Below are 17999 nucleotides of genomic sequence, written 5' to 3'. Positions count from 1 at the left end.
ACTAATAAGAACAGAGGAAAAGCGAAATGACTGACAAGCCTGGTTACCGTCGTCCGAAGGAAGGCACCCAGCCGGAATACCTGCACCCGACCTATCAATCCACCAACCGTCGCGCGCCGTCCAAGCCATTGGTGTTTTTGCCGCATTCGCTGTCGGAAATCACCGGCCCGACCATTGGCGCCGAGCGCATCAATGAGCAGGACAACGACCTGACCGCCCAGCACAACGGCGAGCCATTGGGCGAGCGCATCATCATTCACGGCCGCGTGCTGGATGAAGACGGCTTGCCGGTGCCGGGGATTCTCGTGGAGATCTGGCAGGCCAACGCCGCCGGTCGCTACAACCACGCGCGCGACCTGCACGACGCGCCGCTGGACCCGAACTTCACCGGCACCGGTCGCACCGTGACCGATGCCGATGGCTGGTATCAGTTCCAGACCATCAAGCCCGGCGCCTATCCGTGGGGCAACCACCACAACGCCTGGCGCCCGGCGCACATCCATTTCTCACTGTTCGGGCCGAGTATTCTGACGCGCCTGGTGACGCAGATGTATTTCCCGGGTGACCCGTTGCTGGCCTATGACCCGATCTACAACTGCGTGCCCGATACCAGCGCCAAAGAGCGTTTGATCGCCAGTTTCGACCTGGAAAAAACCATTCCTTCCTATGCCCTCGGTTATCGCTGGGACATCGTCTTGCGCGGCCGCGAAGCCACGCCGATGGAGAAATAAGATGACGCTGAACGCGACCACGTCCCACACCGTCGGGCCGTATTACCACATCGGCCTGACCTGGCTGAACCGCGAAGACCTGACCGTCGAACAAACCCTGGGCCAGCGCGTGGCGATCACCGGGCAAGTCGTCGATGGCAATGGCGATTTCGTCAACGACGCGATGCTGGAAGTCTGGCAAGCCAACGCCGCCGGCAAGTACGACCACCCCGAAGACGAACAGGACAAACCCCTGGACCCGAACTTCGAAGGCTTTGGCCGGGTGCCGGTGGATGCCGAAGGGCGCTTTCGTTTCACCACGATCAAGCCCGGTACGGTGGAAGGTTTGAACGGCACGACCCAGGCGCCGCACTTGGTGGTGCTGGTGTTTGCGCGCGGGTTGGTGAAGCACCTGCTGACGCGGATTTACTTTGACGGGGAGCCTGCGAATGTGGCGGATCCGTTGCTCGAATGCGTGCCGGCTGAACGCCGCAGCACGTTGCTGGCGAAGGCTGATGCGGCGGGTGTTTACCAGTGGAATGTGATTTTGCAGGGCACTGATGCGGAGACGGTGTTCTTCGATTACTAAGTAACGCTGTCCAACTGTGGGAGCGAGCCTGCTCGCGAAGGCGTCGTATCAGTCACCATCAATGTTGCCTGACACACCGCTTTCGCGGGCAAGCCTCGCTCCTACAGGTTTCCGTCGATCAATATCCTGCGGCCGGCCTAAAACCGTAGGAGCGAGGCTTGCCCGCGAAGGCGTCCTCAATGTCGTCACAGAATGTTCATGCGGAACGGGACTGTTGCGAAGTGTGTCTAGACTCTCACTGTCCCCATTGAGTGAAAAACAATGACAACTACCACTGCTTCTACAGAGCACTACACCGGGGAAGAGCGCAGCAAGCGCATCTTCGCCATTGTCGGCGCTTCGTCCGGCAACCTGGTCGAATGGTTCGACTTTTACGTTTACGCCTTTTGCGCCATCTACTTCGCGCCTGCTTTTTTCCCCTCCGATAACCCGACGGTGCAATTGGTTAACACCGCCGGCGTGTTCGCTGCCGGGTTCCTGATGCGGCCCATCGGTGGCTGGATTTTCGGCCGTGTGGCGGACAAGCACGGGCGCAAGAATTCGATGCTGATTTCGATTCTGATGATGTGCTTTGGCTCGTTGCTTATCGCGTGCCTGCCGACCTACAAAGACATCGGCGTGTGGGCGCCAATCCTGTTGCTGTTCGCGCGCCTGCTTCAGGGCTTGTCGGTGGGTGGCGAATACGGCACCACCGCGACCTACATGAGCGAAGTCGCCCTCAAGGGCCAGCGCGGTTTCTTCGCCTCGTTCCAGTACGTGACGTTGATCGGCGGGCAATTGCTGGCGGTGTCGCTGGTGGTGATCCTGCAACAGTTCCTCACTGAAGAAGACCTGCGTGCCTACGGCTGGCGGATCCCGTTCGTGGTCGGTGCGGTGGCGGCGGTGATCTCGCTGTTCCTGCGTCGCTCACTCAAGGAAACCACCAGCAAGGAAATGCGCGAAAACAAGGACGCCGGCAGCATCATGGCGCTGTTTCGCGACCACAAAGCCGCGTTCATCACCGTGCTCGGCTACACCGCCGGCGGCTCGCTGATTTTCTACACCTTCACCACGTACATGCAGAAATACCTGGTGAACACCGCCGGTATGCACGCCAAGACCGCCAGTTACATCATGACCGGCGCGCTGTTCCTTTATATGTGCATGCAGCCGTTGTTCGGCATGCTCGCGGACAAGATTGGCCGACGTAACTCGATGCTCTGGTTCGGTGCCTTGGGGACGCTGTTCACCGTGCCGATCCTGCTCAGCCTGAAAAGCGTCAGCAGTCCTTTCCTGGCGTTTGTGCTGATCACCGTGGCGCTGGCGATCGTCAGTTTCTACACCTCGATCAGCGGCCTGGTAAAAGCCGAAATGTTCCCACCCGAAGTACGCGCACTGGGCGTTGGCCTGGCGTATGCGGTGGCGAACGCGATCTTTGGTGGTTCGGCGGAATACGTGGCCCTGAGCCTCAAAGCCGTGGGCATGGAAAACTCCTTCTACTGGTACGTCACGGTGATGATGGCGGTGGCGTTCCTGTTCAGCCTGCGTCTGCCCAAGCAAGCGAAGTATTTGCACCACGACCTTTGATCTTTACCCGTGGGCCCCAGTGGCCCACGCCCTCAAGGATTGTTTATGAACCAGCGACCGAACAATCAATTGTTCGATGCCTATTTCACTGCCCGTGATATGCGCGACGTGTTCTGCGATCAGGGCCGGGTCCAGGCCATGCTCGATTTCGAAGCGGCGTTGGCCCGGGCCGAAGCGCGGGTCGGGTTGATTCCGCACAGCGCTGTCGCGTCCATCGAGGCCGCGTGTCAGGCCGGGCATTACGATTTCGCCGCCCTCGGTGAAGCGATTGCCACGGCGGGCAATTCGGCGATTCCACTGGTCAAGGCCTTGGGCAAACAGATCGCGGCGAACGATGTCGAGGCCGAGCGTTATGTGCATCTGGGCGCGACCAGTCAGGACGTGATGGATTCCGGTCTGGTGCTGCAACTGCGCCGGGCACTGGAGCTGATCGAAAGCGATCTGGCGCAACTGGGGGAAACCCTGGCGACCCAGGCCTGGCGCTACGTGGCCACGCCGCTGGCCGGACGCACCTGGTTGCAACACGCGACGCCGGTGACCCTCGGCATGAAGATCGCCGGTTGGCTGGGCGCGGTGACCCGCAGTCGTCAGCGTCTGCGCGAACTCAAGCCGCGCTTGCTGGTGCTGCAATTCGGCGGCGCTTCCGGGACCCTCGCGGCCCTCGGCGAACAGGCCATGCCGATTGCCAACGCCTTGGCCGAAGAACTGCAACTGACATTGCCGGAACAACCCTGGCACACCCAGCGCGATCGACTGGTGGAGTTCGGCGCGGTGCTTGGCCTGATCGCCGGCAGCCTCGGCAAATTCGGCCGCGACATCAGCCTGCTGATGCAAACCGAAGCTGCTGAAGTCTTTGAACCTGCGGCACCGGGCAAGGGCGGTTCCTCGACCATGCCGCACAAGCGCAATCCGGTGGGCGCGGCGGTGTTGATCGGCGCGGCGACCCGGGTGCCGGGCTTGCTTTCGACCCTGTTCAGCGCCATGCCGCAAGAACACGAACGCAGCCTGGGCTTGTGGCATGCCGAGTGGGAAACCCTGCCGGAAATTTGCTGCCTGGTGTCCGGCAGCTTGCAACAAGCGTTGCTGCTGGCCGACGGTCTGGAAGTCGACGCGACACGCATGGCGCGCAACCTCGACCTGACTCAGGGCCTGGTGCTGGCCGAAGCGGTGAGCATCGTCCTCGCGCAACGGGTCGGCCGCGATACCGCGCATCATCTGCTGGAACATTGCTGCAAACGCGCGGTGGCCGAACAGCGTCATCTGCGTGCGGTCCTCGGTGACGAGCCGCAAGTGACGGCGCAACTGTCGGACGCTGAACTGGATCAATTGCTCGACCCTGCCCATTACCTCGGCCAGGCCCATACCTGGGTCGAGCGCGCGGTGGCTGAACATTTTGCGTTGACTGCCTGAAGGAGGCTGCTGTGGCATTCGTACAACTCGCCGAGGGCGAACTGCACTATCAAATTCAAGGGCCGCAACTCGATGGCCCGGAGGATGCGCCGGTGCTGGTGCTGTCCAACTCGTTGGGCACCGACCTGCACATGTGGGACGCGCAAATGGCGGCGTTCACCAAGCATTTCCGGGTGCTGCGTTTTGACACCCGTGGCCACGGCCAGTCGCTGGTGACGCCGGGGCCTTACACCATCGAACAACTGGGCCACGACGTGCTGGCGCTGCTGGATGCGCTGCACATCGAGCGTGCGCATTTCTGTGGTCTGTCCATGGGCGGCCTGATCGGGCAATGGTTGGGGATCAATGCCGGCGAGCGGCTGAACAAGCTGATCGTGTGCAACACCGCGGCAAAAATCGGCGATCCGTCGGTGTGGAACCCGCGAATCGAAACCGTGCTGCGTGACGGTCCGGCGGCGATGATTGCCTTGCGTGATGCATCGATTGCACGCTGGTTTACTCCGGACTTTGCCGAAGCCAATCCAGCGGCGGCGAAGAAGATCACCGACATGCTCGCCGCCACTTCGCCTGAAGGTTACGCGGCCAATTGCGCCGCCGTGCGCGATGCCGATTTCCGCGATCAGTTGTCCTCGATCAAGGTGCCACTGCTGGTGATCGCCGGCAGCGACGACGCAGTCACGCCGCCGTCCGGTGGGCACTTTATTCAGGCACACGTGCAGGGCGCCGAGTACGCCGAGTTCTATGCCGCGCACCTGTCCAACGTCCAGGCCGGCGCCGCGTTCAGCGAGCGAGTCCTGGCGTTTCTGGCGAATCATTGAGGGGATTTCTGTGGACGAGAAACAACGTTACGACGAAGGCATGGAAGTTCGCCGTGCAGTGCTTGGCGACGCACATGTCGATCGCAGCCTGAATGCCCTGACCGAGTTCAATTCGGAGTTCCAGGAAATGATCACCCGCCACGCTTGGGGTGATATCTGGACCCGCCCGGGCCTGCCGCGCCATACCCGCAGCCTGATCACCATCGCCATGCTGATCGGCATGAACCGCAACGAAGAGCTCAAACTGCACCTGCGCGCCGCCGCCAACAACGGCGTGACCCGTGGCGAGATCAAGGAAGTGATCATGCAAAGCGCGATCTACTGCGGAATCCCGGCAGCGAACGCCACGTTCCACCTGGCGGAATCGGTGTGGGATGAGTTGGGGGTTGAGTCGCGGGAGTGATCTTTGACGTTTGCGGTGTTTGAGCTGACGCCTTCGCGGGCAAGCCTCGCTCCTACAGAGGAACTCTATTTCCTGTAGGAGCGAGGCTTGCCCGCGAAGGCTGAGTATCAGTCGATATAAATCTTGCCTGACACACCGCCATCGCGAGCAGGCTCGCTCCCACAGGGGGAACTGGTGGCTTCAGACCGTGGCGACGATGAAAATCCGCTTGAATGGAAACAACGTGCGCCCGTCATGCTCTGGCGGGTAATGCTTATGAACGCGCATCAGGTAGTGATAAATGAAGCGTGTCAGTTCGTCATCCTTGAGCCCCTGCATCACCGGCCGTAGTGCCGAGACCTTGACCCAGTCATAGATCGGCGACTTGCCGTCCACCACCTGCAGCTGTTCGGTTTCCCAGATGTCCAGTGTGCGGGTGATCGGTGCGAGTAGCCGGTAATAGTCTTCCAGTGACAGTAACGGTCGCGCGGCCATTCTCTGGCGCAGTTCCAGTGATCCCAGCGGGGCGCCATCCGGGCCGCCGCTTTCGAGGGTTTCGAGCATCAGTTGATACCACAACGCGTCGCGCCAGTCGGGCATGTGCGCCGCCAGGCAACCGCCCGGATTGAGCTGGCCGAGCAGCCCTGGCAGCAACTGTTCATGGCCGGTGACAAAGTGCAGCACAGCGGCGGCGAGCAGTAAATCGGCGGGTTGTTCCGGTTGCCAGTCCAGCAGATCGCAGTGTTTCCACATCGCCTTGATCGGCAGGCTCCGGGCTTCGGAAAGCATTTGCTCCGAGCTGTCGACGCCCATCAATCGCGCCCGGGGCCAGCGTTTGGCGAGTAGCTGGGTGGCAATCCCGGTGCCGCAGCCCAGGTCATAGATGCATTTGGGGTGTTTGAGCTGAACGCGGTCGAGCAATTCATTGACCGGTCGTTGCCTGAGCCTGGAAAACTGCTGGTACGCCTTGGCATCCCACCGGTTATTGCCCGGTGCGGGGTTGGGTCGAGTGATCATGAGGTGGTCCTCTGGTGATCAGCGGTGTCTTCCGATGACAGCCTGGCTAAGTCCTGGGACCCACAACAACAGATAACGGAAGTCGAGGAGGGTTGAAAAACGCCTGAGTCCTGTCAGGTTTTTTCACTGTAATAGATGGGCGGCAAAGTGCCACTTGGGCTGACGGGTGGTGACAGGAGTACCGCGTTATCGTTCTTCGCGGGCAAGCCTCGCTCCTACAGGAAATCGCATCCCTGTGTAGGAGCGAGGCTTGCCCGCGAAGGCGTCTTTGACTTACAGCAAGCTGATCGGGTAGCTGACAATCAACCGGTTTTCATCGAACTCGTTATTGCTGAAGTCCCGGCGCATGGTCGAGTTGCGCCATTTGAAGTTCAGATCCTTGAGCGTGCCGCTTTGCACGGTGTAGCCCAGTTCGCTCTCGCGACCCCATTCCTTGCCGTTGGTAGTGGTGGCGGTGTGCACGTTGTCACCGCTGATGTAGCGGTTCATCAGGGTCAGGCCGGGAATGCCGAGGGCGACGAAGTTGTAGTCGTGGCGCAGTTGCCAGGAGCGTTCCTGGGCGTTGTCGTAGCTGCTGTTGTAACTGTCGTTGGCCAGGGTCCCGCCGCTGGTGCCGTTGACGCGCATCCAGGCGCTGTCGCCGGTGAGTTTCTGCAAGCCGACGTAGAAGGTGTTGCCGCCGTACTTGGCCGAGAACATCCCGGACCAGGTCTTGTTGTCCAGCTCGCCGGCCCGCGCACTGCCGTCGTCCTTGCCGTAGAAGAAACCGAGGTTGGCGCCCAAAGTCCAGTCGCCGAGGGGCTGCGTGTGGATCAGGTTGATGAATTGCTGACTGTAGATGTCCTTGAGTTCAGCGTTCCACAGGCCAATCTGAGTGTGCTTGTCGTTGAACACGTACTCGCCGCCCTGGAAGTTGAAACGGTCGGAGGTGAACGCCGCTTTGCCGACCATCGACATGTCGCTCATGCTGCTGTCGTCCCGTGGGCTGTTGGCGCGGAACTGGCCGCCGTAGAGCGTCAGGCCATCGATTTCCTTCGAGGTGATCTGCCCGCCACGGAAGGTTTGCGGCAGGGAGCGGCCGTCGTCCGAACGCAGGATCGGCAGCACCGGCATCCACTCGCCGACCTTCACTTCGGTCTGGGACAGCTTGGCTTTGAACGCCACGTTGGTGCGGCCAAAGTTGTCCGCCGGGCGCCCGTCGTGATCCAGCGGCAGCAACTGCGTACCGCCGGTGCCTTTACCGCCATCGAGCTTCACCGAGTACAGCCCCAGCACATCCATGCCGAACCCGAGCGTGCCCTGAGTGAAACCGGACTTGGCGTCGAGGATGAAGTTTTGCGTCCATTCCTCAGCCTTGCCCTGGGCCTTGGTCGGGTTGGTGAAGTTGCGGTTGATGTAGAAGTTGCGCAGGTTGAGGTTGACCTTGGCCCCTTCGACAAAACCCGACTCCTCGGCGACAGCCGGCAGGGCGCTGGCCGCCAATGCGGCGGCGATGAGGCTGGGAAACATGTACTGCGCGGTGGAAGGCTTCATGGGCTCGGGTCTCTCTAATTGTTAGGGGTGAAACGGGGCGCTGCCGCAACCTGGGGGCGCAGACACAAGGGGTTGGAACCGGGGGCGAAACGGGCGAGATCAGCCGGACAGGGCAGGGCGCGGGGGCATGGTGTCGAACCTGTTGTTATTGGTTTTGTGGGGCAAATGGTGCGGGGGATGAGCGGGGGGATTCAATTGGGGGAAGCGGGTTTTGGGCGATTATCGAACGCAAGATTGGCTTGGGTTTTGTGGTGGGTTGGCTGGCCTCTTCGCGAGCAGGCTCGCTCCCACAGGTGACCGCGTTCTCCCTGAACGAACGCAGTCGAATGTGGGAGCGAGCCTGCTCGCGAAGGCGCCAGACCAGACAACGCATACTTTCCGGCAGCCAACAAAAAGCCCACCAATCGGTGGGCTTCTTGTATTCAAAGCGCTATCAGAACAACTTCAACTTCGGCGCTTCTTCTTTCAACGGCTCGTTCTTCGCCGTTTGTTCGTTCCAGCCACCACCCAGTGCCTTGTACAGATTCACGGCACTGTTCAACTGCGCCAGACGGTCGGTGATCAGTGTCTGTTGGGCACTGAACAGCTGGCGCTGGGCATCGAGGAAGGTCAGGTTGCTGTCGACACCAATGCGGTAGCGACGCTCGGCCAGACGGTAGTAGTCCTGGTTGGCGGCGACGAAATCGCGCTGGGCTTGCAACTGCTCGGTGTAGGTCTGGCGCGCGGCCAGGCCGTCGGCGACTTCCTGGAAGGCCGTTTGAATGGACTTCTCGTAGTTCGCCACGCCGATGTCTTTCTGGATTTTCGAGTAATCCAGGCTGGCGCGCAGGCTACCGGCGTTGAAGATCGGCAGGTTGATCTGCGGCGAGAACAGCCAGGTCCCCGAACCACCCTTGAACAGACCGGACAGGTCCGGGCTCAAGGTCCCGGCATTGGCGGTCAGGCTGATGCTCGGGAAGAACGCTGCACGTGCCGCGCCGATGTTGGCGTTGGCGGCCTTCAGGTTGTATTCGGCCTGGAGGATGTCCGGACGACGTTGCAGCAAGTCCGACGGCAGGCCAGGCGGTACGTCGCTCAGCAGGTCGTCAGACAGAGGCTTGCCCGCTTGCAGGTTGGCCGGGACGCCAGTGCCGAGCAGCAGCACAAGGCTGTTTTCATCCTGGGCGACCTGACGGGTGTACTTGGCCAGTTGCGCCCGGGCGTTTTCCACCGAGGTACGCGACTGCGCCAGGTCCAGCGCCGAGGCGACACCGACTTCGTTGCTGCGCGAGGTGAGCTTGAAGCTTTCCTCGAACGCGCCGAGGGTGTCCTGGGTCAGTTTCAGCAGTTCCTTGTCGGCCTGCCAGGTCAGGTAGGCGTTGGCCACACTGGCCACCAGGCTGATCTGAGTACTGCGGCGTGCTTCTTCAGTGGCGAAGTATTTCTGCAGGGCTTCTTCGCTCAGGCTGCGAACCCGACCGAACAGGTCGAGTTCATAAGCGCTGATGCCGACTGTGGCCGAATAGGAACTGGTGATGCCAGCCTGACCGGTTTGCGACATGTCCGCCGGCATACGCTGACGACTGCCGCTGCCAGTGGCCGAAATCGCCGGGTACAGATCGGCACGCTGGATGCGGTACTGCGCCGCAAAGGCGTCGATGTTCAGGGCCGCAACACGCAGGTCGCGGTTGTTTTCCAGGGCGACCTGGATCATCTGCTGCAATGCCGGGTCATGGAAAAACTGCTTCCAGCCTTGCTCGGCCGCAGCCTGGCTCGGCGCCTGGGCCGGCGAATACGCCGGACCTTGCGGGAACTGGTTCGCCACCGGTGCCGCGGGCTGCTGATAGTCAGGAATCAGCGAGCAGCCACCGAGCACGAAAGCGGCAACAGCTAGGGAGAGTAGCGACTTGCTCATTGGCCAGCCTCTTTAGGAGTTTCATTGGCATCATCCTGGTCGGCGTTTTTGCGTTGGCCGATGGACGACACGGTGACAAAGAACAGTGGGACCCAGAAGATCGCCAGGATCGTGGCGGTGATCATACCGCCAATTACCCCGGTACCGATCGCATGCTGGCTACCCGAACCGGCGCCAGTGGAGATCGCCAGCGGAACCACACCGAGCACGAAGGCCAGCGACGTCATGATGATCGGTCGCAGACGCATGCGGCAGGCCTCGATGGCGGCCTCGCGCAGGGACTTGCCTTGTTCGTGCAGCGCCTTGGCGAACTCGACGATCAGAATGGCGTTTTTCGATGCCAGACCGATGGTTGTCAACAGACCCACCTGGAAGTACACGTCGTTGGACAACCCGCGCAGGCTGGTAGCCATCAGCGCACCGATGATCCCCAGCGGCACCACCAGCATGACCGCGATCGGAATCGACCAGCTTTCATACAAGGCCGCCAGACACAGGAACACCATCAGCAGCGACAAGGCGTAAAGCGCTGGCGCCTGGGAGCCGGACAAGCGTTCCTCGTACGACAGACCAGTCCACGAAATGCCCACACCCGCCGGCAGTTTCTTGGCAATGGCTTCGACTTCGGCCATGGCTTCACCGGTGGAATAGCCCGGCGCCGGAGCCCCGAGAATCTCCATCGCTTCTACGCCGTTGTAACGGGCCAGTTTCGGCGAACCGTAGACCCACTCACCTTTGGCGAACGCGGAGAACGGCACCATGGTGCCCGCGCTGTTGCGCACATACCACTTCTTCAAGTCTTCCGGGCTCATCCGCGAACCTGGTTTGCCTTGTACGTAAACCTTCTTCACCCGACCACGGTCGATAAAGTCGTTCACGTAGCTACTACCGAAGGAGATCGACAGCGTGCTGTTGATGTCGGAGAGGGTCAGGCCCAGGGCGCTGGCTTTCTCGTCATCGATTTCCAGCTGGTATTGCGGTTCGTCGTTCAGGCCGTTCGGACGCACCTGATACAGCACCTTGCTTTGTGCCGCCATGCCGAGGAATTGGTTACGTGCAGCCATCAACTTTTCGTGACCGATACCGGCGCGGTCTTGCAGGAACACGTCGAAACCGGTGGCGTTACCCAACTCCAGTACCGCCGGCGGTGCGAAGGCAAACACCATCGCATCGCGGAAGGTGAAGAAGTGCTGCTGGGCACGGCCTGCCAGGGCAAACACGCTGTTGTCAGCGTTACGCTCGCCCCATGGCTTGAGCATGATGAACGCCAAGCCGGAGCTCTGGCCGCGACCGGCGAAGTTGAAGCCGTTCACGGTGAACACCGAGGCTACCGCGCCGGATTCTTTCTCCAGCAGGTAGGAACGCATCTCGTCGATCACAACCTGGGTGCGTTCAGCACTGGAGCCGGCCGGGGTTTGCACCTGGGCGAACAATACGCCCTGGTCTTCTTCCGGCAGGAACGCGGTCGGGATGCGGGTGAACAGCCAGATCATGCCGACGATGATCAGCAGGTACGCCAGCAGGTACGGGATCTTGTGCTTGAGCATGTTGCCGACACCGCGCTCGTAGCTTCTGAGGCCACGGTCGAAGTTGCGGTTGAACCAGCCAAAGAAGCCGCGTTTCGGAGTCCCGTGCTCGCCTTTCGGAATCGCCTTGAGCATGGTGGCGCAGAGCGCCGGGGTGAAGATCAGGGCAACCAATACCGACAGGGCCATGGCCGAGACGATGGTGATCGAGAACTGCTTGTAGATCACACCGGTGGAACCGCTGAAGAACGCCATCGGCAGCAGTACCGCCGACAGCACCAGCGCGATACCGACCAGTGCACCCTGGATCTGCCCCATGGATTTCTTGGTGGCTTCCTTGGGTGACAGGCCTTCCTCGCTCATCACCCGCTCGACGTTTTCCACCACGACGATGGCATCGTCCACCAGCAATCCGATGGCCAGCACCATACCGAACATGGTCAGGGTGTTGATGCTGAAACCGAACGCCGCGAGGATCCCGAACGTACCCAGCAATACCACTGGCACGGTCATCGTGGTGATGACGGTGGCGCGGAAGTTTTGCAGGAACAGGAACATCACCAGGAACACCAGGACGATCGCTTCGACCAGGGTTTCAACCACACCCTTGATCGATTCGGTCACCACCGGCGTGGTGTCGTACGGGAATACCACTTCCATCCCTTGCGGGAAGAACGGCTTCAAATCGTCGATGGTTTTACGCAGCGCCTTGGCGGTATCGAGGGCGTTGGCACCGTTGGCCAGTTTCACTGCCAGACCGGAAGCCGGTTTGCCGTTGAACTGCGCCGCGATACTGGAGTTTTCGCCACCCAGACCGACATCGGCGACATCACCGACACGCACTTGCGAGCCATCCTTGTTGACCTTCAGCAGGATCGCCTTGAACTGCTCGGCAGTTTGCAGACGGGTCTTGCCGATGATCGTGGCGTTCAGTTGCTGGCCAGGCATGGCCGGCAAGCCACCGAGTTGACCGGAGGAAATCTGAACGTTCTGCGCCGAGATCGCGGCACTGACATCGCCCGGGGTCAGGTTGAAGTTGTTCAGCTTGGCCGGGTCGAGCCAGATGCGCATCGCGTACTGGGCACCGAAGACCTGGAAGTCACCGACACCGGCGGTCCGGGAGATCGGATCCTGCATGTTCGACACGATGTAGTTGGACAAGTCGTCCTTGGACATGCTGCCGTCTTGCGATACTACGCCGATAACCAACAGGAAGTTTTTCACTGCCTTGGTCACGCGGATCCCCTGTTGCTGCACTTCTTGCGGCAGCAGCGGGGTGGCCAGGTTCAGTTTGTTCTGGACCTGAACCTGCGCGGTATCGGAGTTGGTGCCCTGCTCGAAGGTCGCGGTAATGGTCATGCTGCCGTCGGAGTTACTTTCCGACGAGACATAACGCAGGTTATCGATACCGTTGAGCTGTTGCTCGATGACCTGCACCACGGTGTCCTGCACGGTTTGTGCGGACGCGCCTGGGTAGGTCACCTGGATCGCAATGGCCGGAGGCGCAATGCTCGGGTATTGGTTGATCGGCAGTTTGAGGATCGATAGAGCCCCGACCAGCATGATCACCAGGGCAATTACCCAGGCGAAAATCGGACGGTCGATAAAAAATTTCGACATGGTTTACTCCCCTTTGCCGCTGTAAGCCTTGTCAGCTGTCTGAGCGGGGGCCGGGTTCTTGCCAACGTTGGTTGCTTCCGTGGCCTTGACTTCAACGCCTGGTTTGACGAATTGCAGTCCTTCGGTAATCAGGCGATCGCCTGCCTTGAGACCGTCTTCGATCAACCATTGGCTGCCAACGGTACGGCTGGCTTTGAGCTGACGCAGCTCGACCTTGTTATCGGGACCGACGACCAGTGCGGTCGGGGTGCCTTTGAGGTCGCGGGTCACGCCTTGTTGCGGGGCCAGGATCGCTGCGCTGTTCACACCGGATTGCAGCTGGGCGTGTACGAACATGCCAGGCAGCAGGGTGTGATCAGGGTTGGGGAATACGGCGCGCAGGGTGACGGAACCGGTGGTCTGGTCAACCGAGACTTCGGAGAACTCCAGTTTGCCGTCCTGCTTGTACTGGCTGCCATCTTCCAGGGTCAGCTTGACCGCGGCCGAGTTGTCGCCAGCCTTTTGCAGGCGACCGCTTTCCAGTTCGCGGCGCAGTTCAAGCAGCTCGACCGAAGACTGGGTCACGTCGACGTAGATCGGGTCCAGTTGCTGAATCACGGCCATCGCATCGGTCTGGCCGCTGGTGACCAGCGCGCCTTCAGTCACCGAAGAACGGCCGATACGACCGGTGATCGGTGCGTAGACCTTGGTGTAGCGCACGTTGATCTGAGCCGATTGCAGGGACGCTTCCGATTGCAGGCGATTAGCCGTGGCGGTGTCGTATTCCTGACGGCTGACGGCTTGCTCCTGGACCAGTTGCTTGTAGCGATCAGAGATCGACTTGGTCTGTTGCAGGTTGGCTTCGGCGCTTTTCAGGGTGGCCTCATAGACCGACGGATCGATCTGATAGAGCTGCTGGCCAGCCTTGACGTCGCCGCCTTCCTTGAACAGGCGCTTGAGAATGATGCCGTTGACCTGAGGGCGGACTTCGGCAATGCGGTACGCGCTGGTACGGCCTGGAAGCTCGGATGTCAGGGTAAAGGCTTGGGGTTGCAGGGTTACGACGCCGACCTGAGGGGTGGGAGCGGCAGGAGGTGCCTCTTCCTTTTTACATCCGCTGAGCAGCGATGCGAGGGCGACGGCGGTGACCAGAGCGGTAACAGCTGGCTTGAATTGCATGAAAATCCTCGGGTCAGGCGCGCAAGATGCGCACTAGAAATGTGGAAGGTTAAAAAATGTGCGCTGAGTGGATAAGTAGCTTGCTAAGGAATATACTTACGTTCATGGTTGTTTGTAAATACCTTGGCTGCGTACCCACACCGTTACAAAAGCCGTTCGAAGGTTTGAATTGTAGGCCGGGGACGACTCCCAAGAGCGTTCGCCCCACTTTTATTCAGCGGTTGTTCAGACATCGCTGAGGCATCCTGATTGAGGTTGTACTGCCATGGTCCGTCGTACCAAAGAGGAAGCTCAAGAAACCCGTAGCCAGATACTCGAAGCGGCAGAGAAGGCCTTTTATGAAAGGGGCGTGGCGCGCACGACGCTGTCGGACATCGCCACCCTGGCTGGCGTCACTCGCGGGGCTATCTACTGGCATTTCAGCAACAAGGCGGACCTGGTGCAGGCGATGCTTGATAGCCTGCATGAGCCACTGGATGAAATGGCCAAGGCCAGCGAGAGCGAGCACGAACTCGATCCGCTGGGTTGCATGCGCAAGCTGCTGACTCATTTGTTTCATCAAGTTGCCCTGGACCCGAAGACCCGACGCATCAACGAGATTCTTTTTCATAAGTGCGAATTCACCGATGAAATGTGTGACCTGCGCCAGCAACGCCGGACGGTCAGCCTCGACTGCAATGTGCGAATCGCCCTGGCCCTGACCAATGCCGTGAACCGGGGACAGTTGCCGGAAGATCTCGATACGGCCCGCGCGGCGATCAGCCTGCATGCTTACATCGACGGCATCCTGTATCAGTGGTTGCTGGCGCCGGACAGCTTTGAGCTGCACGTCGAAGCCGAGCGGTGGGTCGATACAGGGTTGGATATGCTGCGCTTGAGCCCCAGCCTGCGCAAATGAAACAAAATGCGTAATTGGAACAGGTTGTGTCAACACTCGAGGCGGCGGATCTGCTTTGCTCGCCTTCGAAACATGGTGTGCTTTTATATACGGACTAGTAGCAGGTTGATAGGTAGCGAGCTACGTAATTTGTAGTGATTTTGTTTCGTGCGTGTGAACGCCTGTAAATAAACCCGCAAATGCACCTGAATCTGACCATTTTATGAACGGCGCACACTAAAAAGCCCCGGCTCTTTCGAGTCGGGGCTTTTTAATGTCGGCGATATTCTTACAGCGTTGGGTAGTCGATATAGCCGACTGGACCCTTGGCGTAGAACAGTTCCGGACGCGCTTCGTTAAGCGGCGCGTCGGCTTTCAAGCGTGCAGGCAGGTCCGGGTTGGCAATGAACGGCACGCCGAACGCAACCGCGTCGGCCTTGCCTTCGGCCAGCCAGGCGTTGGCGCTGTCCTTGGTGAAGCGCTCGTTGGCGATGTACGGGCCGCCGAAGGCTTCTTTCAATTGTGGGCCCAGGCTGTCGCCGGCTTCTTTCTCGCGGGAGCAAATGAAGGCGATGCCACGTTTGCCCAGTTCGCGAGCCACGTAAGTGAAGGTCTCTGACAGATTGTCGTCGCCCATGTCGTGCGAGTCAGCGCGCGGTGCCAGGTGCACACCGACACGGCCGGCGCCCCAGACTTCGATCGCGGCATCCGTCACTTCCAGCAGCAGGCGGGCACGGTTTTCCAGGGAGCCGCCGTAGTTGTCGGTGCGCTGGTTGGTGCTGCTTTGCAGGAACTGGTCGAGCAGGTAACCGTTGGCGCCGTGGATTTCCACGCCGTCAAAACCGGCAGCCTTGGCGTTTTCGGCACCGACGCGGTAAGCGTCGACAACGTCAGCGATTTCTTCGATTTCCAGGGCACGTGGGGTTGGGTAGTCGGCCAACGGACGAACCAGGCTGACGTGACCTTTCGGCTGAATGGCGCTCGGTGCAACCGGTGCTTCGCCGTTCAGGTACGACGGGTGGGAAACCCGACCGACGTGCCACAGTTGCAGGACAATCTTGCCGCCAGCCGCGTGGACCGCTTTGGTCACGTTGGCCCAGCCACGCACCTGATCGTTGGACCAGATGCCTGGAGTATCCGGGTAACCGACGCCCATCGGCGTGACCGAAGTGGCTTCGCTGAGGATCAGGCCGGCCGAGGCACGTTGTACGTAGTATTCGGCCATCAGCGCGTTCGGCACACGGCCTTCGTCGGCGCGGCAGCGGGTCAGCGGGGCCATGATGATGCGGTTGGCCAACTCGAGGTCGCCCAGTTTGATCGGATCGAAAATAGTCGTCATTGAAATAGCTCTCTTTTGAAGATCAATTAGTAGTTGCAGGGGCCAGTTCGGGATCGCCGCTCTGACGGAAAGTAATCAGGGTCACCAGCAGGGCGAGTACCGCCAGTGCGGCAGCCGCGAGCGGCACGCTGGTCAGGCCGAAGCCGTGGGCGATGACGCTGCCGCCGACCCAGGCACCGAGTGCGTTGCCGACGTTGAACGCGCCGATGTTCAGGGTCGACACCAGGTTCGGTGCCGCTTTGCCGAAGGTCACCACGTTCACTTGCAGGGCCGGTACGGCGGCGAAACATGCGGTGGCCCAGAGGAACAGGGTGATTTCGGTCGGGATCACAGCAACGCTGGTCCAGGTCAGCACGGTAGAAACCACTGCCATGGTGATGAACACACCGATCAGCGTGGCCGCCATGCCTTTGTCCGCGAGCTTGCCGCCGATGATGTTGCCGACTGTCAGGCCCAGGCCGATGAGCATCAGGGTCCAGGTCACGCCGCGCGGCGAGACACCGGTGACTTCGCCCAACAGCGGCGCGACATAGGTGAACAGGGTGAAGACCGAGGCGGCAAACAACGCGGTCATGCTCAACGACAGCCAGATCCCGGCGCCCTTGAGGGCGCGCAGTTCGGCGCGCATGTCGAGTTTTTCTTCGTCGCGCTTGGCCGGCAGGAAGCGGATCAGGCCGATCAGTGCGATCACGCCGATGACGGTTACCGCCCAGAAAGTCGAACGCCAGCCATATTGCTGACCGAGCGCGGTTCCCAACGGCACGCCGAGCACATTGGCCAGGGTCAGCCCGGTGAACATCAAAGCCACGGCCGAAGCGCGTTTGTTGGCGGGCACCAGGCCTGCCGCTACCACCGAACCGATACCGAAGAACGCACCGTGGCACAGGGCGGTGACCACCCGGGCAAACATCAGTACGTTGTAATCACTGGCCAGGGCGCACAGCAGATTGCCAATGATGAAAATCCCCATCAACGCTACCAACGCGGCTTTGCGCGGCAAGCGGGCGGTGGCCAGCGCCATGAACGGCGCACCGATGGCTACGCCCAGGGCGTAACCGGTCACCAGCCAGCCGGCGCCAGGGATCGACACACCGAGGTCGGCCGCCACATCGGGCAGCAGCCCCATGATGACGAACTCGGTGGTGCCGATGGCGAAGGCGCTCAGGGCCAGAATGAGTAGCGAGAGGGGCATTGTTAATTCCTTGTCGGAGCGCTGAGCTCTTTGACGATGGCGTCGAGGGCTGCCTGGATCACGTCCTCGTTGCGTTTGAAGAAGTGCCATTGACCGGCTTTCTGGCTGCTGATCAGACCCGCACGTTGCAGCGTTGCCAAATGCGCGGACACAGTCGACTGCGACAGGCCGCAGCGTTGATCGATCTGCCCGGCGCAAATGCCGTACTCGTGGTTGTGGATCTGTTCCGGGAACTGGACCTTGGGGTCTTTCAGCCAGATGAGGATGTCTCGGCGTACTGGGTGTGCCAGGGCTTTTATTATTTCGTCGAGGTCTAGGGTCATGGTGTGGGCTCGTGATGAGTAAAACGCTATATCGCGATGGGGCGA

The 17999-nt window shown here is 60.5% G+C and carries 15 protein-coding genes; 7 read left to right on the top strand and 8 right to left on the bottom strand.

The annotated features are described in order from the left end of the window. Nucleotides 1–26: 26 nt before the first annotated feature. The 6 genes from pcaH to pcaC all read left to right on the top strand — a co-directional run bounded on the left by pcaH (nt 27) and on the right by pcaC (nt 5496). Nucleotides 27–731, top strand: coding sequence for a protocatechuate 3,4-dioxygenase subunit beta (gene pcaH, locus ACIOYV_RS09325; protein WP_054615929.1), 705 nt, complete (start codon nt 27–29; stop codon nt 729–731). A gap of 1 nt (nt 732) precedes the next feature. Then, on the top strand, nt 733–1299 hold the full coding sequence (gene pcaG, locus ACIOYV_RS09320) for a protocatechuate 3,4-dioxygenase subunit alpha (RefSeq protein ID WP_401323098.1): 567 nt from the start codon (nt 733–735) through the stop codon (nt 1297–1299). A gap of 261 nt (nt 1300–1560) precedes the next feature. Continuing rightward, nucleotides 1561–2865: an MFS family transporter gene (locus tag ACIOYV_RS09315; protein ID WP_163908863.1), complete on the top strand. Its 1305-nt coding sequence runs from the start codon at nt 1561–1563 to the stop codon at nt 2863–2865. Nucleotides 2866–2910: 45 nt separating this feature from the next. Then, nucleotides 2911–4275 carry a 3-carboxy-cis,cis-muconate cycloisomerase gene (locus tag ACIOYV_RS09310; RefSeq protein WP_401323096.1) on the top strand — a complete coding sequence of 455 codons (1365 nt, stop codon included), beginning with the start codon at nt 2911–2913 and terminating at the stop codon, nt 4273–4275. An 11-nt stretch (nt 4276–4286) separates the two neighbouring features. Continuing rightward, complete coding sequence (gene pcaD, locus ACIOYV_RS09305) at nt 4287–5093, top strand: 3-oxoadipate enol-lactonase (protein ID WP_401323093.1); 807 nt, start codon at nt 4287–4289, stop codon at nt 5091–5093. 10 nt (nt 5094–5103) lie between these two features. Continuing rightward, nucleotides 5104–5496 (top strand): 4-carboxymuconolactone decarboxylase, encoded by a 393-nt coding sequence (pcaC, locus tag ACIOYV_RS09300; RefSeq protein WP_163908866.1) that lies wholly within the window; start codon nt 5104–5106, stop codon nt 5494–5496. 180 nt (nt 5497–5676) lie between these two features. On the opposite strand, the gene ACIOYV_RS09295 is transcribed toward pcaC, so the two are convergent. The 5 genes from ACIOYV_RS09295 to emhA all read right to left on the bottom strand — a co-directional run bounded on the left by ACIOYV_RS09295 (nt 5677) and on the right by emhA (nt 14223). Next, the gene (locus ACIOYV_RS09295; protein ID WP_401323089.1) at nt 5677–6492 is read right to left on the bottom strand and encodes a methyltransferase domain-containing protein; all 816 of its coding nucleotides are present in this window, start codon (nt 6490–6492) and stop codon (nt 5677–5679) included. Between the two features lie 273 nt (nt 6493–6765). Further along, on the bottom strand, nt 6766–8025 hold the full coding sequence (locus ACIOYV_RS09290; protein ID WP_401323086.1) for an OprD family porin: 1260 nt from the start codon (nt 8023–8025) through the stop codon (nt 6766–6768). Between the two features lie 433 nt (nt 8026–8458). Continuing rightward, entirely contained in the window at nt 8459–9919 is a 1461-nt protein-coding gene (emhC, locus tag ACIOYV_RS09285) for an efflux RND transporter outer membrane subunit EmhC (RefSeq protein WP_401323083.1), read from the bottom strand. Beyond that, on the bottom strand, nt 9916–13065 hold the full coding sequence (emhB, locus tag ACIOYV_RS09280; RefSeq protein WP_401323081.1) for an efflux RND transporter permease subunit EmhB: 3150 nt from the start codon (nt 13063–13065) through the stop codon (nt 9916–9918). The genes emhC and emhB overlap by 4 nt, the downstream gene beginning before the upstream one ends. A gap of 3 nt (nt 13066–13068) precedes the next feature. Then, complete coding sequence (emhA, locus tag ACIOYV_RS09275; protein WP_054046869.1) at nt 13069–14223, bottom strand: efflux RND transporter periplasmic adaptor subunit EmhA; 1155 nt, start codon at nt 14221–14223, stop codon at nt 13069–13071. Between the two features lie 265 nt (nt 14224–14488). Here emhA and emhR point away from each other — a divergent pair, with 265 nt between their 5' ends. Continuing rightward, nucleotides 14489–15121 (top strand): efflux system transcriptional repressor EmhR, encoded by a 633-nt coding sequence (emhR, locus tag ACIOYV_RS09270; protein ID WP_163908873.1) that lies wholly within the window; start codon nt 14489–14491, stop codon nt 15119–15121. Between the two features lie 268 nt (nt 15122–15389). Here emhR and ACIOYV_RS09265 read toward each other — a convergent pair whose 3' ends face one another. From ACIOYV_RS09265 to ACIOYV_RS09255, 3 genes are read right to left on the bottom strand one after another with little or no spacing between them, the layout of a single operon-like run. After that, complete coding sequence (locus ACIOYV_RS09265; protein WP_054046862.1) at nt 15390–16439, bottom strand: alkene reductase; 1050 nt, start codon at nt 16437–16439, stop codon at nt 15390–15392. Nucleotides 16440–16461: 22 nt separating this feature from the next. Further along, the gene (locus tag ACIOYV_RS09260; RefSeq protein ID WP_054046861.1) at nt 16462–17631 is read right to left on the bottom strand and encodes an MFS transporter; all 1170 of its coding nucleotides are present in this window, start codon (nt 17629–17631) and stop codon (nt 16462–16464) included. A 2-nt stretch (nt 17632–17633) separates the two neighbouring features. Continuing rightward, a complete protein-coding gene (locus tag ACIOYV_RS09255) occupies nt 17634–17954 on the bottom strand; it encodes a helix-turn-helix transcriptional regulator (protein ID WP_054046859.1) in 321 nt (106 codons plus the stop codon). Nucleotides 17955–17999: the final 45 nt, after the last annotated feature.

The sequence above is a fragment of the Pseudomonas sp. NPDC087342 genome (genome assembly GCF_044744265.1).
Taxonomy (GTDB): Bacteria; Pseudomonadota; Gammaproteobacteria; order Pseudomonadales; family Pseudomonadaceae; genus Aquipseudomonas; species Aquipseudomonas nunensis.
The sequence above is the reverse complement of the archived record's forward strand: the minus strand, read 5'-3'. Positions and strand labels throughout refer to the sequence as shown.